This window comes from Nitrospira lenta, from assembly GCF_900403705.1.
Taxonomy (GTDB): Bacteria; Nitrospirota; Nitrospiria; order Nitrospirales; family Nitrospiraceae; genus Nitrospira_D; species Nitrospira_D lenta.
Window position 1 is genome coordinate 172539 of the sequence record NZ_OUNR01000019.1, and the last position, 26397, is coordinate 198935.

General features: G+C 53.2%; 23 protein-coding genes. 15 read left to right on the forward strand and 8 right to left on the reverse strand.

From position 1 onward, the window contains the following. Positions 1-65 precede the first annotated feature (65 nt). From NITLEN_RS15525 to NITLEN_RS15535, 3 genes are read left to right on the forward strand one after another with little or no spacing between them, the layout of a single operon-like run. Positions 66-1223 carry an anti-phage 6A-MBL system MBL-fold protein gene (locus NITLEN_RS15525; RefSeq protein WP_121990547.1) on the forward strand — a complete coding sequence of 386 codons (1158 nt, stop codon included), beginning with the start codon at positions 66-68 and terminating at the stop codon, positions 1221-1223. Continuing rightward, positions 1220-3490 (forward strand): anti-phage 6A-MBL system cap2_3 protein, encoded by a 2271-nt coding sequence (locus tag NITLEN_RS15530; RefSeq protein ID WP_121990548.1) that lies wholly within the window; start codon positions 1220-1222, stop codon positions 3488-3490. The genes NITLEN_RS15525 and NITLEN_RS15530 overlap by 4 nt, the downstream gene beginning before the upstream one ends. Continuing rightward, on the forward strand, positions 3487-4554 hold the full coding sequence (locus tag NITLEN_RS15535) for a patatin-like phospholipase family protein (RefSeq protein ID WP_121990549.1): 1068 nt from the start codon (positions 3487-3489) through the stop codon (positions 4552-4554). The genes NITLEN_RS15530 and NITLEN_RS15535 overlap by 4 nt, the downstream gene beginning before the upstream one ends. 66 nt (positions 4555-4620) lie before the next feature. Here NITLEN_RS15535 and NITLEN_RS15540 read toward each other — a convergent pair whose 3' ends face one another. Beyond that, positions 4621-5379: an ImmA/IrrE family metallo-endopeptidase gene (locus NITLEN_RS15540; protein WP_121990550.1), complete on the reverse strand. Its 759-nt coding sequence runs from the start codon at positions 5377-5379 to the stop codon at positions 4621-4623. A 340-nt stretch (positions 5380-5719) separates the two neighbouring features. Further along, complete coding sequence (locus tag NITLEN_RS15545; RefSeq protein ID WP_121990551.1) at positions 5720-6163, reverse strand: hypothetical protein; 444 nt, start codon at positions 6161-6163, stop codon at positions 5720-5722. 894 nt (positions 6164-7057) lie between these two features. Here NITLEN_RS15545 and NITLEN_RS15555 point away from each other — a divergent pair. From NITLEN_RS15555 to NITLEN_RS15575, 6 genes are all read left to right on the forward strand, one after another. After that, the gene (locus tag NITLEN_RS15555; RefSeq protein WP_181416913.1) at positions 7058-7639 is read left to right on the forward strand and encodes a TnsA endonuclease N-terminal domain-containing protein; all 582 of its coding nucleotides are present in this window, start codon (positions 7058-7060) and stop codon (positions 7637-7639) included. A gap of 362 nt (positions 7640-8001) precedes the next feature. Next, positions 8002-9576 (forward strand): Mu transposase C-terminal domain-containing protein, encoded by a 1575-nt coding sequence (locus NITLEN_RS15560; protein ID WP_181416914.1) that lies wholly within the window; start codon positions 8002-8004, stop codon positions 9574-9576. 21 nt (positions 9577-9597) lie between these two features. After that, positions 9598-10566 (forward strand): ATP-binding protein, encoded by a 969-nt coding sequence (locus NITLEN_RS15565; RefSeq protein WP_121990555.1) that lies wholly within the window; start codon positions 9598-9600, stop codon positions 10564-10566. Beyond that, entirely contained in the window at positions 10563-11981 is a 1419-nt protein-coding gene (locus NITLEN_RS17940) for a hypothetical protein (protein ID WP_146216224.1), read from the forward strand. Before NITLEN_RS15565 ends, NITLEN_RS17940 begins: the two co-directional genes overlap by 4 nt. A gap of 319 nt (positions 11982-12300) precedes the next feature. Further along, positions 12301-12948: a TrkA C-terminal domain-containing protein gene (locus NITLEN_RS15570; RefSeq protein ID WP_121990556.1), complete on the forward strand. Its 648-nt coding sequence runs from the start codon at positions 12301-12303 to the stop codon at positions 12946-12948. Positions 12949-12993: 45 nt separating this feature from the next. Next, positions 12994-14370, forward strand: coding sequence for a Do family serine endopeptidase (locus NITLEN_RS15575; protein WP_245924533.1), 1377 nt, complete (start codon positions 12994-12996; stop codon positions 14368-14370). Between the two features lie 6 nt (positions 14371-14376). Here NITLEN_RS15575 and fusA read toward each other — a convergent pair whose 3' ends face one another. Both fusA and radC read right to left on the reverse strand, forming a co-directional pair. Beyond that, entirely contained in the window at positions 14377-16479 is a 2103-nt protein-coding gene (gene fusA, locus NITLEN_RS15580; RefSeq protein WP_121990558.1) for an elongation factor G, read from the reverse strand. Positions 16480-16583: 104 nt separating this feature from the next. Next, positions 16584-17282: a RadC family protein gene (radC, locus tag NITLEN_RS15585; RefSeq protein ID WP_121990559.1), complete on the reverse strand. Its 699-nt coding sequence runs from the start codon at positions 17280-17282 to the stop codon at positions 16584-16586. Positions 17283-17468: 186 nt separating this feature from the next. On the opposite strand from radC, the gene NITLEN_RS18220 reads away from it, so the two are divergent. The 5 genes from NITLEN_RS18220 (at position 17469) to NITLEN_RS18225 (ending at position 20620) form a co-directional block, all read left to right on the forward strand. Then, positions 17469-17642, forward strand: coding sequence for a hypothetical protein (locus NITLEN_RS18220; RefSeq protein WP_181416915.1), 174 nt, complete (start codon positions 17469-17471; stop codon positions 17640-17642). A gap of 279 nt (positions 17643-17921) precedes the next feature. Next, the gene (gene rsmD / locus NITLEN_RS15590) at positions 17922-18488 is read left to right on the forward strand and encodes a 16S rRNA (guanine(966)-N(2))-methyltransferase RsmD (RefSeq protein ID WP_121990560.1); all 567 of its coding nucleotides are present in this window, start codon (positions 17922-17924) and stop codon (positions 18486-18488) included. After that, complete coding sequence (gene coaD, locus NITLEN_RS15595) at positions 18485-18973, forward strand: pantetheine-phosphate adenylyltransferase (RefSeq protein WP_121990561.1); 489 nt, start codon at positions 18485-18487, stop codon at positions 18971-18973. Before rsmD ends, coaD begins: the two co-directional genes overlap by 4 nt. Further along, positions 18970-20166, forward strand: coding sequence for a pyridoxal phosphate-dependent aminotransferase (locus tag NITLEN_RS15600; RefSeq protein WP_121990562.1), 1197 nt, complete (start codon positions 18970-18972; stop codon positions 20164-20166). Before coaD ends, NITLEN_RS15600 begins: the two co-directional genes overlap by 4 nt. Before the next feature lie 70 nt (positions 20167-20236). Continuing rightward, positions 20237-20620, forward strand: coding sequence for an FmdB family zinc ribbon protein (locus NITLEN_RS18225; protein WP_181416916.1), 384 nt, complete (start codon positions 20237-20239; stop codon positions 20618-20620). Positions 20621-20635: 15 nt separating this feature from the next. On the opposite strand, the gene NITLEN_RS15610 is transcribed toward NITLEN_RS18225, so the two are convergent. From NITLEN_RS15610 to purH, 4 genes are all read right to left on the reverse strand, one after another. Next, positions 20636-21037 carry a hypothetical protein gene (locus NITLEN_RS15610; protein WP_121990563.1) on the reverse strand — a complete coding sequence of 134 codons (402 nt, stop codon included), beginning with the start codon at positions 21035-21037 and terminating at the stop codon, positions 20636-20638. Between the two features lie 47 nt (positions 21038-21084). Next, positions 21085-21693, reverse strand: a complete 609-nt coding sequence (locus tag NITLEN_RS15615; RefSeq protein ID WP_181416917.1) for an L-threonylcarbamoyladenylate synthase — start codon at positions 21691-21693, stop codon at positions 21085-21087. Positions 21694-21758: 65 nt separating this feature from the next. Beyond that, a complete protein-coding gene (gene purD, locus NITLEN_RS15620) occupies positions 21759-23030 on the reverse strand; it encodes a phosphoribosylamine--glycine ligase (RefSeq protein WP_121990565.1) in 1272 nt (423 codons plus the stop codon). A gap of 157 nt (positions 23031-23187) precedes the next feature. Beyond that, on the reverse strand, positions 23188-24741 hold the full coding sequence (gene purH, locus NITLEN_RS15625; RefSeq protein WP_121990566.1) for a bifunctional phosphoribosylaminoimidazolecarboxamide formyltransferase/IMP cyclohydrolase: 1554 nt from the start codon (positions 24739-24741) through the stop codon (positions 23188-23190). 296 nt (positions 24742-25037) lie between these two features. Here purH and NITLEN_RS15630 point away from each other — a divergent pair. Next, positions 25038-26397: PKD domain-containing protein (locus NITLEN_RS15630; RefSeq protein WP_181416918.1), on the forward strand; the 1360-nt coding region annotated here is incomplete at its 3' end.

The window sequence follows — 26397 nt, forward strand, 5'->3', positions numbered from 1 at the left end:
AGTATTAGGATACCCCCTGAAGCAGGCCGTCGATGAAACCATGACTCTACCAAGAAAGGATCACCATGAGCGCCCCACATAAGATTGTTTGCTATCCGGTAGGGAATGGCGACACAACCCAAATCATTTTATCAAACGGTCGTCGGATACTGCTCGATTACTGTCACCGGAAGAAGGGAGAAGAAACTGAATCACCAGAGATCGATCTCAAGGAACGACTCAAACAAGAGCTGAAAAACGCCGAGCGAGACTATTTCGACATAGTCGCCTTCACCCATGCTGACCTTGACCACATCCAGGGCAGCACGGAGTTCTTCGACCTGCAACATGCAGAGAAATACCAAGGGGAAGGGCGCATTAGAATTCGTTGCCTATGGGTTCCGGCCGCTATGTTGCTCGAAGAGGTCGAAAGGGATGAGCAGAGTGAGGAATTCTGTATCCTACGTCAGGAAGCACGACACCGGTTACTTGAGGGCAAGGATATTCTCGTTTTCTCTAAACCCGACACACTCAAGGATTGGCTGGAACCAAAGCTTAAAGAACGAGGGGAAGCGGCTAATGCACGGGATCACCTATTTATTGACGCCGGAACCATTGTGCCTGGCCTTTCGCTAGCATCCGATGGCGTAGAGTTCTTTTGCCATTCCCCTTTCATTAAGCACTGTGATGGAACTGACATCGTTAGAAACTCAGCGTCTCTGGTATTCAATGTCCGCTTTCTAATTGGAGAAGCAACTTATGACTATTTCCATGTTGGAGACACTGAATGGACCGATATTGAAGATATTGTAAAGACCACTCTCTACCACAAGAATGACGATCGACTCGCATGGGACCTATATAACATCCCTCATCACTGCAGCTACCTTGCTTTGAGTGACGAGAAAGGGGATACAGAAACCAATCCCAAACCCCTTGTAAAACATCTGTTACTGCAAGGTAAGAATGATGCCTACATGGTTAGCTCCAGCAAACCTATTCCTGATTTAGAAGAATCATATAAAGAGACTCAACCTCCACATATTCAAGCACGCAAAGCATATAAGAGACATCTCGAGGAAGTTGAGGGCCGAAAGCTTCTTGTGACAATGGAAGAACCAAACGCCAACAAGCCGGAACCACTTGTTTTTGAGATAGCAGGCGGGGGTATCATCTGGAGACGCTCAATATCCATTGGCAGTGCAGCCATTGTGACATCGCGCCCACCAAGAGCTGGATCATGAAGGAAGAGTTTTACACCCTTCCCAATCTCCGAGAACTCGATGACGAGAGTCATCTAAAACTTCCTCGCGCGCGAGACTTGCTCTCTACTGCAAGGCGACAACGGGATTACTCTGTCCGTCAATTACTCCAGAGCACCGAGGGCACTTTTGAATGTATTGTTGTAGACGTTGAAACTGACGGGGTTCCGAAGAACAACCCGTACGGTATCCGATACAGAGAACGAGTAGCTTTGTGCGTGCCAGAAAACCCAAAAGAATTAGTGCAGGTGCTAGCGCTCCGCAGAAAATTTCCGACGCTCATCCATCAGAATCAAGCAGCCCCCAACACTCCGCGGAATCTGTGTCTCTACTTTGAGCCAGCAGCCTCGGTTGCGCGAACGTGGACGCCACAGGCTTTTCTGCGGCGAATTCAGTGGTGGCTAGAGAGTAGCGCTACAGATCGGCTTCATCCCGCAGATCAACCAGTTGAGCAATTATTTTTTGTTTGTGCGGGTGAACTAGTGCTGCCGTGGAATATGAACGAGATCCGTAAGGACACAGACATTCGTCTGGTCATCAAATGGGGCCCTGAAAGGCCTAACGGAGGCGTCACATTCTTCCTTGAACCTCTTCCAGCAAATAGCCAGCTTCCCAAGGGGGCTATCCAGCCTATTGCGGTCACTATTCCTGCGATTGTCCAGCGTCAAGTCGAAAGTGACCCTACAACATTAGGTGAGTTATCAGATCTTCTCGAAAGCCGCAATGTCAATTTCCCTCAACTATTGAAAGACGAGTCTTCAAAACATGTTGGAGAAATGGGAGTGCCTGAATCTGCAGACGCCCCGCTTTCAGTCATCATCTTGACCATTCCAGTAACGCGATCAGAAGGACAGACCGCGGAAAGAATAACGCATCGCGCATTTGTGGTGAAGACTGGCGCGTTGAAGTTGGGAGCTCTTATCGGATCCCTTTTTTTGCATGAGGTGTACGAAGGTAAGAAAAGCATCAACAAGTATTTTAATGCAGGTGGAATCTTAGGTGCTAAATCGATCAGTACCTGGCGCGATTTAGGCATCTTGCCTCTGGAGGTACTTTCTCGGAATGATACAGCTTCGTACAGAAGGCAGTCAGGGGTTAGAGATGAAGGTCCATCTGGAGTATTAGTTGGTGCAGGATCGCTTGGCAGTGCCTTGATGAATCTTTGGGGTCGTTCCGGGTGGGGGCGGTGGACGGTAATCGATAAGGACCATATTAGACCGCATAATGTGACTAGACATTCAGCCTACGCTCAACATGTTGGCCATCCAAAAGCAATGGTCGTCGCGGATCTACACGAGGCAGCGATGCATGGCTCCAGCACTCTCACTCCCGTACACGCTGATGCTTGCGATTTCTCTCAGCCTTCCGTGATGGATGCACTGACTCATGCCCAATTGGTTGTTGATGCGTCGACCTCTCTCGAATATCCCCGCAGCGCCAGTCATATTGAAGCAATAGGCCGGCACATATCAGTATTCGTTACTCCTAACGGCAACGGGGCTGTCTTGCTTGCTGAAGATGAAAAGCGTGGTATTAGGGTCAGAAACATCGAGGCACAGTACTACCGCGCGCTAATTCAGGAGGCTTGGGGCAAGCAGCATCTCGATGGGGTCCATTCGTTTTGGAGTGGTGCTAGCTGTCGAGACATATCCATGGTAATGCCCTGCTCCAGAATTATGAGCTATGCTGGCATATTGGCAGAACAGATCCCGATGATATCGCTTCGCCCAGAAGCCGTTATCCGCATTTGGCAGCGAGATCCACAACGTGGGTCGGTAGTGGTGCATGATTATCCTGTGGCATCAGAACGCCAGATTAAGTTTGGCGAAACAGATCTTTACATCGATGCGGCAATAGAGCAACAACTTCGAGGGTGGAGATCTGCAAACTGCCCAAATGAGACCGGCGGAGTTCTATTGGGTTACCATGACTTCAACATTTCTGCACTGGTAGTCGTTGCAGCCCTTCCAGCACCCCCTGACAGCAAATCAAGTCCTCGTTCGTTCGAACGTGGTGTTGAAGGTTTATTACAGGCGGTGCAAGAGGCGTCACGGCGAACGGCAGGCATCGTTGGTTACGTCGGCGAATGGCATAGTCATCCACCAAAACATTCAGCGTCGCCCAGCACAGACGATTTCGTTCAACTCGTGGATCTCGCGCGCAAAATGTCAGAGGATGGGCTTCCTGCTGTACAACTTATAGTGGGCGAGAAGGATGTACAGATACTCCAGGGCACGATGAAAGAATGATTTTGCCACCGAGCATCGCACTTGCTCTATCAGGCGGCGGCATCCGAGCAATTGTTTTTCATCTTGGCGTGATACGACTGCTCGCAGAACGTCGCTTACTTGAGCACGTCGAACGAATCTCTACAGTGTCCGGTGGCAGTTTGCTTGTGGGGCTAATACTTCAAGCTAACCAGTATCAATGGCCATCCTCAGATCTCTTTATGGAGTCGGTATACCCAAATCTGCGTAATTCGCTGTGCAATAAAAGCTTTCAGTGGGGAGCCCTCCGGCAGCTCCTAAACCCTGTAAACCTGCCGTTCGTTTTTTCTCGAGCAAATTTGTTGGCATTAGCTATCGAAAAAGAATGGAATATTCGGATTAAGCTATCTGAATTGCCGATTAGACCTGAATGGTCCATCAATGCGACTACAGCTGAGAATGGCAAACGTTTTCGGTTTAAGCGAAGCGATATTGGCGACTATCAGCTAGGCTATGCTTCTGCTGAAGACTTTCATCTTTCGAGCGCGATGGCAGTTTCCGCTGCTTTTCCCGGAGGGTTCGGACCACTACGGTTAGACGCCACGCTCTTCAATTGGCAAAAACGGGAATGGAATGCGCTTAAGGGAACTGAGCAGCCTGTCAATATCGGCTATAAATCTCTGCATCTATACGACGGGGGCATCTATGACAATCTCGGGTTGGAACCATTTTTTGATGCAGGACGCAGCAAGGCCAAGCATCCAGGGACTACTATCATCGTCTCGGATGCCGGACGTCCCTTACCTTCCGGCTTCGATTTCTTTTCGCTGAATCCGTTTCGACTTAAGCGTGTCGCCGACATCATGTCAGACCAGTCTCATGCATTACGTGTTCGGACCTTCTCCAACTATCTCCAGGAAAGCCCCGGACGGGGAGCATTCATATATATTGGGACGCCTATAGAGCCTACGTTACCCTGTAAGTCGGCTACATACACCTCGAACTTTCCTACAACATTACGCCGAATTGATCTTACGGAGTTCGACTTGCTGGCCAACCATGGATATCAGGTCGCGAAACAGGCTGAGCAAGCCTGTGGCTTATGAGGCTATCCAAAATCGAAAGAAAATTAATGTGACCTTGTGCAAGTCCTGTGAAGGGGACGCGATCTACTACTTTGCAGAAGACGATGTCCAAACAACCAAACTAAGGACAAGATTGGCAGTGATTCGCACCGTGTCTTCGACGACATTCCTAATCGACGCGTTTTTGCCGCCAAACCAGACTGAGGCTGGCACCTTTCTGAGGCCCGTTGGTTCTTCATCACGTTTAAGAATAGCTGACGCACAAGATTCGGCAGAAAGGCTACGTCTTGGCCAACATTGCGCTTCCTTAGCTCTGGGACTTAGCTCAAACCACTGTCGGCCGTGCTCGCTTGAACAAATGAGAGCGGCATGACTATCTGTCAACTGAACAGCTCGTATAGCGGTCGCCGTAATGCTAGTTTCGAACTGTTCTGCTAGCCACCGCACTGCCTCAAAGGTCAGGAGTCTCTGCTTTAAAAGTGGTTGGAACAAATACTGTGGGAGGAGCAATTCGGCTGCGTAGCGGTTTGCGACTCCTTCTTTATCGTGCCCATCCCATTTACAAGTCAGTTGATCATTGTCACAAACCAGTGCAACTTTGCCGCGATGTTTTAACCAATGTCCCAGCTCATGAGCCGCCGAGAATCTTCTCCTCGATTCAGTCGCTCTCTGATTAACGGTGATAATTGCGCGATTGCTGAAGCCGATTATCCGCCCTTCACATCCTTCAAGCGGTTCATACATCACAGTTGCACCGCAATACTGCGCAATGGCTTCAATATCAATCTCGCGGGGAGCATTCACGCCCAATGCTCTGAGTAGTGCTTGGGGATCGTCAGCAAGCATGATACGCCATCAACGAAAGAAGAGCCTTGTCAGAATGTGATACAGGCATCATGGAGAAGGAGGTGCTCTTCCTCAATTAGGAGAACTGGAGACCAGCATGAAAGATAAAGTGGATTTTATAGTACCGCGTGACCCGTCGCGACGGCAAGTAACAGATCATTTGCATGAGCGCCGATATACGAGTGCGGCCGTGGCGTTCTAGGCCCGTAAATGCTGCTGCTGACGGGCGAGCATAAATTGATTTAGGGTGAAACTTGTTACCTGCGAGGAATGCCATTCCTAGGATTCGACGTGACGTATTGTCGACATGACGTCTCAGATCTGGAAGTTTGTACAGATGCTAGCTCTTCTTGAATTTGAGCAGACCCAAGACATGTAACTGCCGCAAAAGACTGTCAACGTCTGCTGGCGCCATATCGCTCAATTTATGATACTGGCCGGTTAACACCGCAGGCTTCAGATAGTGATGGTGTGATAGGCATGCCTTAAGAAGCTGTAACTTATCTTTCATGGAGGTCGGCAATGACAGGCGGACGCGTTTTAGCGAAGCCACCTCTTTCTTGTAAGCCTCGCGAGACAAATTGAGCGCTTGGTGGCCGTAAGCACCTAGCGCCTCAGCAAACACCCTTGTGGCATGTTCTCCATACTGTTGTGGATCCAAGCCGCTTTCCCGAATTTCTTCGTCCAGGTCCTCTTCTGAAAGACTCATGATTGCCTCAGTCTGCATATCTAGTAGTCGTTCAAATTGAGACCGAACTTCGTTCTCTTTTGTTTTCACTTTCATAACGCTCCTTCTAGGTTGCGCTTCCTGAGCTTACACGTAGCGCGGACTATTTGCATGTTGTATCTCGCGTATTGAGCTTGCGGAAGTTTTAAGCGGCGGCAGATTTCCGGCCCGCTTAAACCCTCTAGCTGTAACTGAAACACCTTCTCTCCGAGGGAGTGCTGGCCCAATATAATTGCCATGTGATGTTTCACCTTGGACAGAAAGATCTCACGTCGCTTCAAGTCGAGCTCTTCTTCCGGGTTTGGAAGGGCAGTGGGGAAATCGTCTGCCGTCTTAGCCCGAACCTCGTCGTCACCATCATCCTCACTATTTGCATCAAGCGACGAAAGAAGAATCGGTTCCTGGTACCGTTGACTAGTGTGATGCTGTGCGTGGTTGCTTACTTGTGACCTGATCACCAAACGGAGGTGATGGCACATTGGGTAATTTTTGTTCCATGGTCGTGATCCTGCCAGTGTCGCGGCGATGGCTTCGTGTACAAAATCATCACCATCGCGTCCTCCGCCTAGTGAGCCAATACTAGTAGCAAGCCGCCCGGCTAACCACGTTAAGTTCTTGCGATCCTTCAGACTTAGTGCCTCGATCGCACGTCGAGCTTCATCCTGAGTCGCTACCATAATTGTTCTTCAGTCTCAAACTTACAATTGCTGGCTCAAAACTTTTTTGATCGCCCCGTTAAAAACTGCCCAAAGATCAGTATTGGTGAGTATGTCTAAGGGGCTGTTTCCCGAGGAAACAAGGATAACACTAGAGATTGGGAAGGTGATGAGAAAAACAATTTGTGAACGGATAGCGGTCGAAACAGACGATATAAAACCGGTGTGGAAACAGCCTCGTGGAAGTTATGGGAACAATTTTTGGCAGATGTATAGCAGGAAACTAGGTCGAGACGTGCACTTTTACAGCAGCCTTGAGCGCGACCACGGCATCATTGTAGAAGCCGATCCGAACGTCGTCCGGTTTTGCGAACAGCCCCTCCGCATCCGGATTAAGTTGGATGGCCGAGACCGTGAGACTGTGATCGACATGCTGGTTCACTTTACGGATGGTCGCACACAGTTCCGCGAAGTGAAGTATGCGAGTGCTGTGGAGAGTGCTGAGCACGATTCGCGCCTAACTCGCCAACTCACCGCCCAGCAAGAATGGGCTTTTGTCACAGCCAATGACTACAAGATCGTCACGGACCACGAAATCAGACAGAAGCCGCAGTTCCTTCGGAACTGGAAACAGATCTTAAGCCATCTTGCCCCATATGCGTCTTATGATCTCGCAAAGATCGAATCTGACATCCTCGCAGCATTCGATGAGCGGGATTCATGGCCCCTCGGATACCTGGCGAATAATGTATCTCTTCGAGATCAGCAAGCCGTCAAGGCGGCGATCTTTCGACTTATCCACGGCGGTCTCTGCACGGCTCCACTTGACCTATTTCCATTAACAAACTCATTGATTATTTCGAGAGGGACAAAATGAAAGCGCCGAAGCATAGGGTAGATCGCGACTCGCTCCCGCCAAAGCTCAAAGATCTCTCGCAATGGCCAACGGTAGACGTCACTCTCTTAGCAGGCAAGGATGTCCACTTAGTAGAGCGGCGCATTCGGGCAGTCCGCGACTATATTGCGGGATGCCCGGTTAAAGTCATCTCAAAAGAAACTACTATCCCCCGGCAGGAAATACATCGGTTGGTGAATCGTTGCCTAGAGGAGCACAACGATGAACGCATCTGGGGATTCCGAGCCTTGGTGAAGGGCTGCCATATCAAAACATATGTTCGGACGGCACCTATAAACGGCTCAAGACCGTCTCAGCACGGTGGGGCCGCTGGTGCTTTGACGATGCTGTTTGATCAATATCCCTGGATCCGAAAAGCCGTAGATGCCCTGTTCTTGAAAAAGGTAGAGGCCGGAGTAGTTCACGAATCCAGAATGCCCATCAAGGTCATTCATAAATGCTTCATTGATAAATGCAAGGAAGCTGGCCTGACGGCGAAAGACTATCCCCTCAATATGAACCATAGGGGTCGGCGTGCGCTTTCTAGCTATGTCCGCCAGCTGTTTCAATCGAATCTGAAGCGCGCTGTGAAGGCCCGTCACGGAGACGACGCGGCGCGGGCATTGTCTTCGGCGAATGCGGGACCGGACAGCATCATAACAAGGCCCTACGAAAGGGTGGAGTTTGACGGCCATAGGATTGATCTGTTTTGCACGATCGATCTGCCGAACCCGCACGGGGGAATACAAAGGATCACTCTGCAACGCCTCTGGTTGCTCGTCATTATCGATGTGAAGACGCGTGCCATTTTGGGATATACCCTCGTGTTAAATCCCGAATACAATTCGGAAGATGTGCTTCGATGCGTTAAGCATGCGCTTACGCCATGGAAGCCAATGACGTTAACCATTCCCGGATTACGATACACACCAGGCAGTGGACTGCCTTCAGGAGTGTTCACTGAATGCGAGTGGGCCTCGTGGGATGAGCTATGGTTCGACAACGCTAAAGCAAACTTGGCGTACGCAGTACGGATGAATCTCACCCGAGTCATCGGCTGTCATATCAATGCCGGCCCCGTAAAAACCCCTCAGCGTCGACCATTTATAGAACGACTGTTTCAAACCTTTGAGGAAAACGGTTTTCATCGGCTGCCATCCACGACGGGAAGTGGACCTAACGATTCCCGTCGTGATGATCCGGAAGCAGCAGCTCAGCGCTTAAACATTTCATATCAGCATCTAGCTGAGTTGGTTGATGTCTTGATTGCTCGATATAACGCCGAGCCACATAGTGGATTGGGCAACCGGTCTCCACTTGAGATGTTGGAGTATCTCATCGTCAATCAAGGAATCGAGATCCGGACAGTACCTGAGTACAAACGGCAAGATCTAGCGTTGCTGAACATTCGAGTTGTGCGGTGTATTCGAGGGGATCTGAAGGAAGGGAAATGTCCCTACGTCGAGTTTGAAGGTGTGCGCTATTACAACGATCTCCTCCGGCGCAGTGCGGAACTCATCGGGAGAAAACTCTCGCTTCTCGTCGATCCCGACGATCTACGTTGTGTTACTGCCTATTTTGAGGATGGCCGAGAATTCGGGGTGCTGACTGCTCATGGGTTTTGGGGCAGGACGCCTCATAGTCTAACAGTCCGAAAAGCTATCAATAAGCTGCGACTTCGCAAACTCATCTTCTATACGGATACTGACGACCCAATTCTCGTCTATATGGAATACCTGAATCGTCAAGCTGCGACCAATCAGCGGGCAGCGGGACAATCGGCAAAAATTCAAACTACGCTTCGATCGGTTCCCCCCCTGTCGCCCACTTCGTCTGGGGCAGATGCACCAGAATCGGAATCGCCATCATCGTCTCGCAAGACCTACACCCCCGTAATGAGAAAAACCCGCCTCATGTAACGCCAGTGAAAGGAGTTCTGAATGTCTCATGCGCCGCTATTGAGGCCTGCTCTGCCTCCTGGAACCCACCCCATCGAAACAGGACGCTATACATTGTCTACGCCACCTCTAAGTCGATTTTGTGACGATCTCAAAGGTTGGATCAAGAACCGGGCTACGGGTGCCATGGTGACAGGGCAACCGAGAACTGGAAAAACAAGAGGTATTCGATTTGCCGTGGAGGAAATACGCGATGAACTTGGGCCGACATTTCCAATCATGACCTTTTCGTGCGAGGACCATCAGCGTCCGACCGAGGCACGGTTTTTCGAATTCTTACTCAGCGAATTCGGCCATAGTCTCAGTCACCGTGGAACTACCGGCGCAAAGCGGGCCAGGTTAATCCAGCTTTTGATACAAGAAGCGTGCGCCCATCATCATAACCGCTTGATAATAATCGCAGATGAGGCGCAGAGACTGAACACGCCGCAATATAATTGGCTGGTTGATATCTACAATGCGCTGGACCGCCAGGATATCGCGACAACCTTTGTACTTGTTGGGCAACCTGAATTAGCTAACCAACGAGACGTCTTTGAAGAATCCAAGAAAATGCAGATAATCGGTCGGTTTATGGTCCATCTTCACGAATTTACTGGCCTGCGAAATTTTGAGGATTTCACATACTGTCTTAAGGGCTATGACGAAGAATCAGAATATCCGGAGGGCAGTGGCTGTTCCTTTACCAAATATTTTTTCCCCTCAGGATTTCAAGCGGGATGGCGTTTGGCCAGTCAAGCGAAAGTCCTGTGGAAAGCCTTTCAAGAAGTGCGAGATGAGGCGAAGCTGCCAGGGAAAGCCGAAATCCCAATGCAGTACTTTTCGAGGACTGTCGAGTTTGCTCTAAACGACTATGGTTCGCTTGAGGGCGGAAAACCGATCATTTCGTTGAATCAGTGGAAAGAGGCGATCGAACACTCGGGCTACCGTGATGGGGGACGTTACTTATGAACCAAGTAAACACAGAGAGCGCTCAAACAATGAGACAAACACAATATACTTGGGATACCAGCAAATGTTTTCCATTCGAGTCCACATGGTCAATTCTTCAAAAATTCACAATGTTCAATGCATGTGGCGCGCGGGATATTCAGCGAGAATTTGGCATCCCTTCAAAAAGGCAACATCCTCAGAACTGGTCCGACCGCGATCGGGACCTACACGGGTGGGGTGCACTTGCACCTTCGATTGTGAAGGAAGCGTTACGTTTAACAGACCTGCAAGTTCGGACAGCACAGACCAGCAACTACATCCGACCGGAAGAGGTAAAGGCCTTAGCGAGTCGCTCCCTCCGTTACTGCGCTTTGTGCATCACGACGGGGTTTCATACTCCGTTGCATCAATTGCTGATCACTTCTACTTGTCCTATCCATAATACGGTTCTGCTCAATACCTGCATGCATTGCGGCAAACTGACACCGCTATACGCTTTATCGAGGCAGGCATTTTACAATCCCTATGGTTGTGCGGAATGCGGAGAAGTCTGGCTGAAGAAATCCCAGGTCAAAGAGGTTACAGCAGGGGAGCACGCAGAGCGTTTTCGTATTCTGTCGGAAATCGAAGAGTGGTTAAACAGTAGAAAGGAAGATCGAACGATTGAAGGGGAGATCGCTCGGCTAACGCGGTTCGTATCTGGTGAAGATGATTTCCATGCATCCGTACGACGGCTCCCTGAACGCTGGGCGGATGTATTGGGAGTGAGAACTCCTCATCTTGTGGGTACTCTACGGGACACGGACATCCATATAACGATTGAATATGTGACGGCCAACCTTCCGGCGCCTGACTTAGAAAGCTCCTTGAGCAATAAGCCATTTTTCGATGTGTATCGGGCAATTCGTCGCACACTAACAAGGCGACTTCGCAAAAACCATCGGCATTGCTTTGAAAAGATGGGGCGAAGTATTTGGTTCCCAGTTACCGACAGGGAGTTGTCGGTGCGACGACTCTGCCCAGAAGCGTATGCTCTCCTCCTCTGGAGGATGTTTTGGGAAAACGTCGACATTCCGCAAAAGTTTTTCTCAAGGCAGTTATTGCTCATCCGAAGCGAGGCAGTTCTTGCCTCAGATCGGATACCATCGGGACTCCCTGAACAAGCTGCTATCAGAATATTTGGGATGGAATGCCTGCGAACGTTTCGGCGATGTCTGGATCTAGGCGCCTCGATGCAGCACAGGGATCACATAACATTTCCATTGTATCGCCTGCACAACGATCGTGGCATGGAATGGATATTGAAGATAAAGAGTACCGGCACTACGCAAGGGCTTCATTGGTGGTGGCCAAAGCGCTGGGAACATGCCTGTTGCTTTCCAAAACACAAATTCGAGCGTTCTCATGATTCTTTAATGAGGATCGCATGCTAAGCAGAATAACTAAAGGATACGCTGAATGTGGGTGTTACGGGTGAGAGAGATGGGTTTGTATGATCTCCCAGTTTGTTCATTTGATCCTTTGACAAAGAGTTGCAGAAGAATCACAATCGACTATATTCATGCATGACTGTGAGCGATAAGAACCTGGATCTATATTGACAATTTTGGCTATTGGTCAGTGTCACAACTTTTACTTCAGAAATGTAATAAGAATTCCTTCTTCGGACATGAAATCAGTGAGGCTCTCTCCAGTTCCTCAAAAGTAAGTTGACATAATCCTTCTTATCAGACATTATAAATCAGAAGCGTTATGCGCCTAGACTTCCTCAATCGCCTCCAAAAAGAACTCTCTGTTACGGGAACCGCCCTTCATGAAGCCGTTGTTTCAATTGCCGAGCGCGTCAACCGCAAAGTCCAAATCCTCCGCCTCCATTGGCAAGCGTCGAGCGTACTCGAGCGAATCGACGCCGTGAGTCACGAGCTTGGACATCAGATCGTCGATCAGATCGCCCACCGCTCCTCCGAGCACCACCCGATCGATCCTGACCTCTCCGAAGTGAACGGCACCATCAATCGCGCCACCACACGCATCCAGACACTCAAACAGTCTTTGGTTGAACTCGATGTTCAGATCAGACAGCTGAAGCTGGAAACCATTCACGAAGACCTCTTACGTCTGCAACAGGATCTCAGCCAGCGTTCGGCCGGCATTGAACGAGTCCTGATTCCACAGCGTTCAGCCGCGGTTGGACAGCGCATCGGCGACGTTCCGCGTTCATCATCCATTCACATCGCCACCGTCATGCGCGGACCGTTTCTTTTGGCGCCTGCTGAAGATCTGACCTTCCGTACTGGCGACATTGTTGTCCTGATGGGCGGACAGACGGAGCTCGATCATCTCTCCCTCTGGTTTAGCCGCCGTCGTCACGCCACCTCCTCCGCAACGCAGTCAGCCTAGCCCCATAGGCAGAGGCCTCACCCTTCCGGTAGAATGGGACGCATCATGATGTATGCGTATCAATATCTCAGAGCCACGGTCATCATCTCGGCACTCCTCCTCCCTGGGACCTCTTCACTCGCGGCAGCCGCGATCACGGATTCACCGGGAATTCGGATGCTCGAAGAGATTCAAACCGTCATTACCGATCTGGCGGAACAAGCCAAACCGTCCGTCGTGAACCTCTTTCCCATTTCCGCTGCAGGACGCCCGCGTGAATCAGGCGCAGACCGCACGCCCAGTGCATCGGGGTCCGGATCCGGCCTCATTGTGGACAACGAGGGACACATCGTCACGAACAACCATGTCATCGGCGATGCCCTTGAGGTCGAAGTACGCTTGTCCGATAAAACGAAACTGATTGCCCAGGTCGTCGGCAAAGACCCGGACACCGATCTGGCGCTTCTGAAAGTCACGGTAGATCGCGCATTACCGTTCGCCCACTTCGGTGATTCCAGCACCGTGCGCGTCGGCCAGTGGGTGCTCGCGGTAGGAAACCCGTTCGGACTCGACCGTACCGTCACCCTTGGCGTGGTGAGCGGGATCGGACGGGAAAACATTAATCTGTCTCGCTACGAAAACTTTATTCAAACCGATGCCTCGATTAACCCAGGGAATTCCGGCGGACCACTCTTTAACCTGCGCGGGGAAGTGATTGGCATCAATACGGCGATCATCAACTTTGCCCAAGGGATCGGCTTTGCCATTCCCTCGAATATGACGAAGCAGATCATTCAGCAGCTGATCGCACGCGGCAAAGTCGTACGCGGATGGCTGGGGGTTGGCATCCAACCGCTCACGCCGGAGCTGGCGAAAAAATTCGGCGTGGCTGAAGGCGAAGGCGTCCTCGTCAATGAGGTCTTTGAGAAAGACCCGGCCGCCGAAGCCGGCATTAAGCCCGGCGACATTATTCTCACAATCGACGGAAGCGTGGTGGACTCCCCCAATAAGCTGTCCCGTTTGATCGGAGTGCTCCCGCCCGGTGCGGCCCCGAAAATTGAAGTCGTCCGCGATTTCACGAGACAAGTGCTCACCGTGCCCTTAAGCGAGCGGCGGGATACGGCGGTCGTGGCCTCTCTGCCGCAATCTCGAACCGAAGTGAAGCTGGGGCTCGATCTTCAAGATCTTTCGGCTGGACTGGCGGAAAAATTCAAACTCCGTGAAACGCGCGGCGTGCTGATTACCAAAGTCGACCCGGGCAGCCTGGCGCACGCGGAAGGTCTTCGTGAAGGCGATTTGATCAAGGAGGTCAATCGCGCCGATGTGGCCACGGTCGGCGAATTCACCTCAGCCATCGCCAAAGTTCGGCGCGGCGACACGGTGCTCATCCGCGTGCTGCGAGAGAGTCGCGCGTTCTACGTTGTCCTCAAATCTACCGAGTAAGCGGCTTCAGTGTGCCGCGACGGCATGCCGCTCACTCATGTGTTCCTCGATGATTTTCCCCGCCAGCTCTCGCGGCACTTCCTCGTAGTGCGCACACTCCATCGCATAGCTGCCTCGTCCGCCGGTCATGGCGTTCAGCGCCGGCGTATACTTCAACAACTCCGCGAGCGGCATGAGGGCTTTGATCTGTTCGGCATGATCATTCGCCTGCACCGAGACAATACGTCCCCGACGCGCATTGATATCCCCCATGACGGCGCCGACGGTGTCCGTAGGGACCTCGATCTCGACCAGCATCAGCGGCTCAAGAAGAACGGGATGCCCCGCCTCCATCGCCTTCTTGAAGGCCATCGACCCGGCAATCTTGAAAGACATCTCAGAGGAATCGACGGCGTGGAAGGAGCCGTCATACACCGTCACGCGCACATCCACAACGGGGAACCCGCTCAGCCCGCCCTCCTGCATGGCCTCCACTACTCCCTTCTCAATCGCCGGAATAAAGTTGCGCGGGATCGCACCCCCGACCACACGATTCTCAAACACAAATCCTTCTCCTCTCGCCAGAGGGGCAATCTCCAGCCAGCAATCGCCATACTGACCGTGGCCGCCTGTTTGCTTTTTATACTTTCCCTGCGCCTGCGACGTAGCTTTGATCGTCTCTCGATATGGTACTTTAGGTGTGTGAACCGTGACCTCTGCCCCGAATTTCCGGCGGAGCTTTTCCAGCGCCAGATCGATATGGAGCTGTCCCATTCCACTGAGCACCATATCCTTGGTCTCCGGATTGCGAATAAATTCCAGCGTCGGATCTTCTTCAATCAATTTGTGCAAGCCGAGGCTCACCTTGTCGATCTCCGACTTGGATTTGGCCTCAATGGCAAACGACAGCACCGGGCGAGGCAGCTCAAGGCCTGGATAACAGATCGGCACACTCTCGGCACAGAGCGTGTCACCGGTCTGCGTATCCTTGAGTTTCCCGATCGCCACAATGTCTCCTGACAGTGCCGAACCGACGGCCATATGCTTCTTGCCCGATATCGTATAGAAATGGCCGAGCTTCTCACGGACCTGCTTTGTCCCATTGAGAACCGTCGAATCAGCGTGGATGGTCCCCGACAAAACCCGGCAATAGGACAGCCTCCCGACAAAGGGATCGATGATTGTCTTGAAGATCAGACCGGAAAACGGCTCTTGCAGGCTTCCCTTCCGTTCACTTGGCTGTCCGGTTTCCGGATGCCGCCCCGGCACAGAGTGAATGGCCATTCGCTCCGCAGGCGACGGGAGAAGGGTGACACAAGCATTGAGCAATGACCAGACGCCAACGTTGCGCAATGCCGAACCGGCATAGACCGGAAGAAACTGCCTGGTCAGGATATCGCTCCGGAGCCCTTCAACCAATTGATTCAGACTTAAATCTCCCTGTTCAAGATAGCTATTCAACAAGCCCTCTTCACGCTCGGCGACCGCTTCGATAAGTTGTTTTCGCGCCTGCTTGACCGCCTGTTCCATTTCAGGAGGAACGGCAGTTCGTTCAACTTTTGGAGAGGAGCCTCCTGAACGGATCACTGTGTTATTCAGCAGATCGATCACGGAATCGAAACTGGAACCGGAGCGAACAGGCAACACCATAGGAATCGGCGCACACTCCAGCTGCGTCCGGCAGAGATCCAAGGCGGCATCAAACGAGGCGCCTTCCTTATCCAACCCGTTGACGAATACAAGACAAGGCAGATCCAGCTCCCGCACTCTGTGCCAGAGGCGGGCCAGTTCAGCCCGGACTCCGGTGCCTGGATTGAGTACGATGATGACGGCATCAACGGCCCGCAAGGCTGACAACGATTCACCCAACAGACTCAGTGCGCCGGGAGAATCGACGAGCGTGATCGCCGTCTGATTCCAGGTGAACTGGAGAAGACTGGTGCTGGCGGAACAGTGATGGTGGAGTTCTTCCGGCTCGAAATCTGAAACGGTTGTACCGTGGAGTACGGACCCGAGAGTTGGAATGGCACCGCTTGCGTACAGGAGGGCTTCAGTGAGGGATGTTTTGCCTGCGCCGACGTTGGACACCAACGCGATATTCCTGACGGACTCTACGCGAATCTCGCCCATGGCAGACCCTCCTTCTGGCTAGACACACATCTTGTTAGACCATCTGCCTCCTCATTGCCGTCCCTGCTTATTCGTCGTCTCGCGCTGATTGATCGAGTACACCGTTATACCGTAATCCATCCTTCATCGGCAAAGCTTACGTATCGCCCGTCTCCGATGACCATATGGTCCAACACGCGAATCCCCAGCACCTCGCCGGCCGCCACCAGTCGATCCGTCAATCGCCGATCTTCAGGACTCGGTGTCGGATCACCGCTGGGATGATTATGCAGGAAGATCACACCTGCAGCAGACTCACGGACCGCAAGGGCAAACACTTCGCGAGGATGGACGATGCTCAAGGTGAGACTCCCTTCCGACACCGTGACCTCTTTCATGACTGTATTTTTCGCATCGAGCAAGATGACCTTAAAGATTTCGTGTTTGAGATCGCGCACCAAGGCATGGAAATGTCGAAAGACATCTGAGCTGGATGAAATCTTTGTCCCCGTCGAGAGGGGAATTGCCATGGCTCGCTTTCCCAATTCAAGCGCCGCCTTCAGCTGGGCAACTTTTGCCGGGCCTATCCCGGGAATCGTACAGAGTTCTTCAATTCCACTCCGGGCCAACGATGCTAGCCCGCCGACGCGATGGAGCAGCTCCATCGCAACCTGCACCGCCGATGAATCTCGACGTCCAGTCCTCAGTAAAATCGCCAACAATTGAGCATCCGAAAGAATCTCAGGCCCCTTGGCCAGAAGACGTTCTCTCGGACGTTCGGTTTCAGGCCATTGTCCGATCCCATTGTGAGTATCTGTCGTCATGATTCACCCTCTTTGAACAAAAATCTGACGCCACGCACCTTTTTGCACGTACTACAGGGGTAGGTTTTACCCCATGGAGACAACTACGTAACCGATAAACCATTGAAATGTTGACATACGACAATTTGGTGCAGCTTTTGCTTTATTCGGCACACAGCTGTTCATGCAGACACCCAGGAGGATTCGATGGAATGTCCGAAATGCAAAGGGCTGATGATGTTGGAGCGGTTTTCAGACTTCTTCCTCATTTTCTACGCCTGGAAATGCATCAACTGCGGGGCGATCATCGATCGCACGATTTCCAACAATCGAAAGAAGAGTCTGGCTGCTCGGGATACTCAACCGGTATCAGCAAGCTAGCCGATCAGACCATTCTTCTCTTTCGTCCGATCCGACCCTGGCTATTCACTCACTCTGATCGGATAGCGCCGCATCCATCCAGAAATGGATGCGACGTAAAGTATAATGGATTCCTAATTGACCGTCAAAACCATCAAGCGCTCTGACTTTTTATAGCCAACCTCACATCGCCTCTCGCCCGTAAACTCCATCCGGCACTTCCCCCCTACCGTCCCTTGACCCCTGCAAAAACGCTGTGTTAGAGTCATTCCCTCTTAACGATGTCCCCTATCTACTGACATGCGAGTTATAGCTGGATCCCACCGAGGTCGACGTCTTCAAGGACCGCACGGCACCGCACTCCGCCCCACCTCTGACCGAGTCAGGGAAGCATTGTTTTCTATCCTGGGTAACCGACTTCCAGACAGTCGCGTGTTGGATCTCTTTGCGGGAACCGGAGCGATCGGCATTGAGGCCCTCAGTCGGGGAGCAGCGCACGTGACCGCCGTTGAGTCGCAAGCTGAATCATTGAAACTCTTGCGACAGAATGTCGCAGAATGCGGGATGAATACCCTCGTCACGGTTCAAGCAAGAACGGTCAAACAGTTTCTGACCAGGCCGGAGCTGTGGAGCGGCCCCTATGATATTGTGTTTGCCGATCCGCCGTATGACCTCGCCTACAAACTAGAAGACATCTTCCAAACCGTCCATGCTACACTCACGCCAGCCGATGCCTGGCTTGTCGTCGAACACGCGTCGAAATCCACCCTTCCCGACCGGCTTGGCTTGGCCACGTTTCGGAAGCACTATCAGTACGGAGACACAGCACTGTCGATCTATTCGTTTCCCGCAGAGGCCATAGTATGAAAATCGGTATATATCCCGGTACCTTTGACCCGATTACACATGGTCATACCGATATCATTACACGCAGCCTGCGCGTCTTCGACAAGGTCGTCGTGGCCGTCGCACCGAATCCCGCCAAGCATCCGCTCTTTAATTTGACTGAGCGGTTGGAGATGGTGACGCTGGTCATGAAGGATCTGACCCAAGTCGACGTGACCGCCTTCGAAGGCCTCCTCGTCGACTATGTCGCGCGGTCTGGCGCCCATGCCATTATTCGAGGGCTACGCGCTATTTCAGACTTTGAGCACGAATTTCAGATGGCCCTCATCAACCGAAAACTGGCCAAGAACGTGGAGACCGTGTTTCTCATGCCCAGCGAAGAATACTCCTATCTCTCGTCCACCATCATTAAAGATGTGGCCCAGCACGGAGGTCCGTTAACGGAATTCCTGCATCCCGACGTGGCTCGACGTCTTGAAGAACGAATCCGGAGTCTCAAACAATGAAACTCGCCGCACGTGTCAGTCGCATTACTCCGTCTCCGACATTGGCGATGACCGCCACGGCCAAAGCCATGGCTGCGCAAGGACTCGATGTCGTCGATTTCTCATCCGGGGAACCGGATTTCGATACCCCGGAACCCGTCAAGGCCGCGGCCGAAGCAGCCATTCGCGCGGGCTTCACGAAATATACCCCTTCGTCGGGCATCGACGAGCTTCGTCAAGCCATTGCCGATAAACTCCTTACTGAGCAGGGTTTGCGCTATGAGAAAGCCCAGATCTTAGTCTCTTGCGGAGCGAAGCACTCGCTCTATAATGTAGCCGAAGCGCTCTTAGAAGCCGGCGATGAGATCATTATTCCAACGCCTTACTGGGTCTCCTACGCCGATCAGGCACTCCTCAACGATGCCACCCCTGTTCTGCTCCCGACCAAGGAAGATCAAGGCTATGCCATCAATCCTGAGGAATTACAGAAACTCGTCACGCCACGCACCAAGGCCATTATTGTTAATAGTCCCTGCAATCCGACCGGAGCCACCTACGACAAGCGCACACTGGAAGCCATTGCGACTATCGCGGTGAAGCATAACCTCTTGATCATCTCCGATGAAATTTATGAAAAAGTGCTGTATGACGGAGCCACACACATCAGCATCGCCACGCTGGGGCCAGAAGTGGCCGAGCGCACGGTCATCATCAATGGGGTCTCCAAAGCCTACGCCATGACGGGATGGCGTATCGGCTACGCCGCCGGACCAAAGCCGCTCCTGACCGCCATGGCGAATATCCAGAGCCAAAGCACGTCGAATCCCTGCTCGATCTCGCAGAAGGCCGCTGTTGCCGCGCTGAAACTTGGTGGACCATTCACAGAAATGATGGTGGTGGAATTCGACCGACGAAGAAAAGTGATGGTGGAGCGCCTGAATGCGATTCCCGGCGTGTCCTGCAGAATGCCTGGAGGAGCCTTCTATGCGTTCCCCAACATCGGCGGCATACTCGGGCGGACCGGACCGGACGGACCGGTCACTTCACCGCAGGCATTGGCTAACTATCTTTTGAAAGAGGCCCATGTGGCCGTGGTGCCCGGTGAGCCGTTCGGCAGCCAGCACCACATTCGATTGTCCTATGCCACCAGCATGGACACGATTACAAAGGGATTGAATCGTATTGCCGCCGCATTCGGAAAATTGACGGCATGATCGCCTCTTGACTCACACAGAACAAAGGTTATTGGGTTAGCTTAACGACTACGCATTCTGGAGGGTACCCGTGCCTATTTACGAATATCTCTGCCACGATTGTTCCTATACATTTGAGCTCAAGCAGAGCATGAAAGACGAAGCCATCGCCACCTGCTCGAAATGCGGCAAGTCTGTCAGCCGGATTATTTCGGCGCCTGCGATTATGTTCAAGGGATCAGGCTGGTACATCACGGACTATTCAGACAAGATGAAACCGCCGACCGGAGAGACCACCAAACCGACGCCGACAGCCACGACGACGGCGGCTGAATCGTCAGCAACTCCAGCGGCGACTTCGTCATCGACTCCCGCCGCGCCATCTGCGCCGCCGGCTTCCGGAGGAACGACAAGTTCGTCTACTCCGTCCGCCAGCAGCACACCTGCATCCAGCCCCACCTCAGGCCAGAAGTAGGCAGACATTTCAGAACTAGGGTCGCTTGGCCGGAACCTTCTTCTTCACAGGTGCCTTGACGGCAGGTTTGACCGTAGGTTTGGCAACCGCCTTCGCAGGAGCTTTCGGCGCCATTGCCTTGACCGCCTTGACGCGCAAGGCTTCTACCTGATTCTGCAGGCTTGAGATCATTCCGGTCTTTTCACGGTTCATCCGCGCCAGATCATCGGCTTGGATTTGCAGATCTTGCTTCGCTTTCGACAGATCGTTGATCTGATTCTGCAGCTGAGCCTTCTCCATATTCACCGTTTGCACTTCGGACCGAAGCTGTTCCAATTGGGCCTGAAGCGCAGGCGGCCAGTAGTCACAGCCCGACACCGCGATCCCCATCACCGCCACGACACCGACAAGTATTCGCTGACGTATCACCTTCACCATGCAATCCTCCTTTGCTGACTTCATAGCGCCGATGTATAACATACTTCTCACAGCTTGAGGTGAAATCCTCGCGCCACAAGAGCCTGTTGAATCATCGCTCGATTGATCGGCCCTTCACGAACCATCCGCACACCGTCACACACACTCAACACCGTCGACGGCAATCCGCCCGGCGTCGTACCACCATCAACAATGACATCAACCAGCGCGCCGATTGTCCGTTCGACCGCTGCTGCAGTCTGAACCGGCGGCTGCCCTGAATAGTTGGCGCTCGTGCCTGTTAAGGGACCGGTATATCGCAGGAGCTCTGCGAGCGCGGGATGAGAGGTATGACGGATCCCGACCGTACCGGTCCCCGCCGTGATGGATGTTGGAAATCGCGCACCGGCGGGAAACACCAGCGTCAACGGCCCCGGCCAAAAGGCCTCCATCAGCACCCGCGCTGCAGAAGACACATCGGTGACAAGATCCTGAAGCTGCGCCTGTTCACCAATCAGAATCAAAATAGGTTTTCCATCCGGTCGCCCTTTGATGGAGAGCAGGCGCGCTACAGCCGCCCCATCGAACGGATTGATCCCGAGACCATAATAGGTTTCGGTAGGAACCGCGAGCACCCCGCCGGCTTGCACCAACCGGGCAACCCTGGAGAGCCACACATCTGAATCCGTTGCAGGATACGACTCGATGACAGCCATGGAAAGGTGCGGGAGGCGTAGAGCTGCTAACTGCTTCGCCGAAGAGCGCGATGGGCAATATCCGTTCGGTAATGCTGTCCGTCAAATGAAATTCTCTGAACCTGTCGGTAGGCCGCCTGTTGCGCCTCCGCAATCGTGGCCCCGCGCCCCGTGACCCCTAACACCCGGCCGCCGGCCGTCACGATTTCGGCGCCCTTTCGAACGGTCCCGGCATGAAACACCGTCGCCGATGCCTCTCCGTCAGCAAGTCCTCGAATGGCTTTTCCCGTATCATAACTGCCGGGATAACCCTCCGACGTCATCACCACACACACGGCACAGTCGTCATGCCATTCCACCGTAAACTGATCCAGCCGATGCTCAACGACGGCTTCGATCACGTCGACGAGATCAGACTTGAGCAACGGTAATATCACCTGCGTTTCCGGGTCGCCCATGCGCGCATTAAACTCTAAAACATAGGGCACGCCCTTCACGACCATAATCCCCGCGTACAGCACCCCTTGAAACGGAGAGCCCATCCGAGACATTGCCGACACAATCGGCTGTAGCACTTCGCGAGTGATCTGCACACGCAATGCCGGGGTGCCCAACGGAGCCGGGCAGTAGGCGCCCATTCCTCCAGTGTTGAGCCCCGTATCGCCGTCTCCCACACGCTTGTGATCCTGTGCCGGCAACATAGGCACGACTGCTTTCCCATCTGTAAACGCCATGACGGTGAGTTCTTCGCCGTCGAGAAATTGCTCAATGAGCACCCGCTGGCCGGCCTGACCAAAGACAGCATGTTCCATTGAATCGACGATCGCCTGTCTCGCCTGCTCGCGGGTGGTCGCAATAATCACCCCTTTGCCTTGAGCTAACCCATCGGCCTTAATGACAACCGGGAGTTCGTGTGCCTCGACATACGCCAGCGCCTCGTCCATCTTTTCAAAGCTCTTCGCCCGCGCTGTCGGAATCTTGGCTAAGGCCATGACGTCTTTCGAAAAGATCTTGCTGGATTCCAGCCGGGCCGCATTCTTCGTCGGACCAAATATTTTCAACTTGGCCTTGCGAAACTCATCGACAATCCCGTTCGCCAGCGGCACTTCCGGCCCGACCACCGTCAGATCCACCTGTTCTTTGATGACGAAATCTTTGAGTGCCGTAATATCGTCCGCCTTAATCGGCAAGCACGCCGCCAACGACTCAATCCCGGCATTCCCGGGCGCACAAAATATTTGCGGCTTTCGCGGGCTCTGAGAGAGCTTCCACACCATCGTGTGCTCACGTCCACCGCTTCCGACAACTAGAATTTTCATGATGCTCTTAGGTGCATTAAATTAATGAGGCTTCTCAAAATGATCATCCTGCAAGGCCGCAGGTGAGTCAAAACCGGAGGCGTACCCTCTGGGGTACGTTGAGGATTTTGACGAGCCGAGAACGACGCAGGGGATCATTTTCAGAAGCCGATCCCGATCAGTGGCGGAAGTGGCGCATCCCCGTCATAATCATCGCCAACCCCTGTTCGTCCGCCGCCTTGATAATCTCGGCATCGCGAATCGAGCCGCCCGGTTGAATCACGGCCGTGATCCCGGCTTGCGCCGCCGCATCCAATCCGTCACGGAACGGAAAAAACGCGTCCGAAGCCATCACGCAGCCCTTCACCGGCATCTGCGCTTTCATCACCGCCAGCTTCACGCTATCGACACGGCTCATTTGCCCGGCACCGATCCCGACGGTCTGCCCCGGCGTCGCGTAAATGATCGCATTCGACTTCACATGCTTGCAGACCTTCCACGCAAAGGCGCAGGCCGCATATTCCTCGTCCGTAGGCTTTCGTGCCGTCGGGACTTGCAGTGCGCGAAGGTCTGCCAATACACCCAAATCGCGATCCTGCACAATCAACCCGCCCACAAGCTTTTTGAGATCGAGCCCGACCTGCTTCACCTTCGTGAGCGGGCCGACATCGAGCAACCGTAAATCTTTCTTACGCTTGAGTTCGGCCAGCGCATCTTCGGCAAACCCTGGAGCAATCACGACTTCGACGAACGTCGAGGTGATTTCCTTCGCCGCCGCCAGATCGACCGGACGGTTGAACGCCAGAACCCCACCGAACGCCGAGACCGGATCCGTCGCACGCGCCTTCACATAGGCTTCGACGGGCGTCGAGCCCAGTGCCACACCGCAGGGATTGTTGTGCTTGATAATGGCGACCGCGCACTCGTCATATTCTTTCGCCAATTCGAGGGCCGAATTCGCGTCGAGGAAATTATTGTACGACATCGCTTTCCCGTGCAGAATCTTTCCGCGCGACACCGACGGCTCATTGGAATTGAATTCCCGATAGAACGCGCCCTGCTGGTGAGGATTCTCTCCGTACCGCAACGTCTCCGCCAACTCAAATTGCATCGAGAGAATCTTGGGGAACTTCACCTCTCCGCCCTGCACCTGCTTTTCGAGATAGCCTGCAATCAGACTGTCATAGCGCGCCGTATGCTGAAACACCTTCATGGCCAACTCGCGCCGCAAACCCGGCGAAACAGTCCCCGCCTTGGCCGCATCCAACACGCGCGTATAGTCCGCCGGATCGACCACGACCAGCACATCTTCATGATTCTTCGCCGCGGAGCGCAGCATCGACGGACCGCCGATATCGATATTCTCAATCGCTTCTTCAAACGGACAATTCGGCTTCGCAATCGTGGCTTCAAAGGGATAGAGATTCACCACCACCACATCGATCGGACCGATATTATGCTGGTTCATCTGATCGACATGAGCCGGCACCGAGCGGCGACCAAGTAACCCGCCATGGATCTTCGGATGGAGCGTTTTCACCCGGCCATCGAGAATCTCCGGCGAGCCTGTGTACACCGCCACGTCTGTGACCTTCACACCCGCGTCACGCAAGGCCTTGGCTGTCCCGCCCGTCGAAAGAATTTCTGCCCCAAGAGCTTCCAAGCCCTTGGCCATCTCAATGACTCCCGTCTTATCTGAAACACTAATCAGCGCCCGCTTGATGCTGGCCATATCAACACTCCTTCAGAAATGCTCGATAAAGTAATGGTTTGTATCTTGGAAGGCGGGCGAAGGATAGCAAATGGGTCAGGGAAGTTCAAGAATGAGCCCAGCAAGGCGCAGACAGAGGCTAAGACCAAACGCTGTCACCTCTCTTCTCGCGTTACAACTCGTGCCACCCAACACTCTACATCCGTAGGGTAGACTACGCCCCCCTTGACCGATTATGATGCCGATGTTGAAAAGTATTAGTCATAAGAGCTAGTCGCCACCGAAAACGAGCTCTATTTCATCATCGAGGCCCTACCATGCGTAGACAGTTGTTCAACCGACATACAATCTGGACCGTCTTTTTCTCACTCCTCGTCGCTTTAGGCCTAGGTGCCTGTTCAGACGTGTCGAACGCACCGGCGCCTACACCGCTTCCTCCTGGAACACCAGTAGCCAATGCAGGGCCAGACCTCGGCAGCATTACGTTTGGTACCTCCATCACTTTAAACGGAAGTGCCAGCGTCGATCCCAATGGCGATCCCCTAACCTATAGGTGGACACTCCTGAGCAAACCAGTTGGCAGTGCCGCCGTGTTACAAAATTCAACCACCGTGGCGCCGACCTTTATTGTCGATCGCGATGGCGACTATATCGTCCAGCTTATTGTGAACGATGGCATATTGGATAGTGCGCCAGATACCGCAACGATCAGCAGCAACAACGTGGCCCCCGTGGCCAATGCGGGTCCGGACCAAGGCGGCAGATCGCCGAACTCACTCGTTACTCTGAACGGCAGCGCCAGTACCGATGCTAATGGAGACCCGCTCATCTACAGCTGGTCACTGTTGACCAAACCAGCTGGCAGTGTTGCAGCCTTACAAAATCCAACCACCGTAGCACCGACTTTTACCGTTGATCGTGGCGGCGACTATATCGTGCAGCTTATTGTCAATGACGGCACGGTAAACAGTAGCCCTGACGTTGTATTAATCAGTAGCGCCAATGTGGCCCCGGTGGCCAATGCCGGCCCCGACCAAGGCGGCAAAGCATCTGGAGCACTCATCACTCTAAACGGCAGCGCCAGCTCCGATGCCAATGGCGACCCGCTCACCTACAGTTGGTCGCTCACCAAGCCGGCAGGCAGTGTGGCAACTCTCGTTAATCCGACCACCGTCTCACCGACCTTTACCGTTGATCGAGACGGAACCTATACGGCCCAGCTGATCGTCAATGACGGCACGGTGAGCAGCGCCCCCGATACCGTCAACATCACAAGCGACAATGTCGCCCCGGTGGCCAATGCCGGCCCCGACCAAGGCGGCAAAGCGCCTGGAACACCCATCACTCTAAACGGTAGCGCCAGCTCCGATGCCAATGGCGACCCGCTCACCTATAGTTGGTCACTCACCAAGCCGGCAGGCAGTGTGGCAACTCTCGTCAATCCGACCACCGTCTCACCGACATTCACCGTTGACCTGGCAGGGACCTATACCGCACAGCTTGTTGTGAACGACGGCACCGTGAGCAGCACTCCCGACACCGTTAATATCACCACAAACAATGTGGCTCCGGTGGCCAATGCCGGCCCCGACCAAGGCGGCAAGGTTAATGGCTCGCTGGTTACTCTAAACGGCAGTGCCAGCTCCGATGCCAATGGCGACCCGCTCACCTACAGCT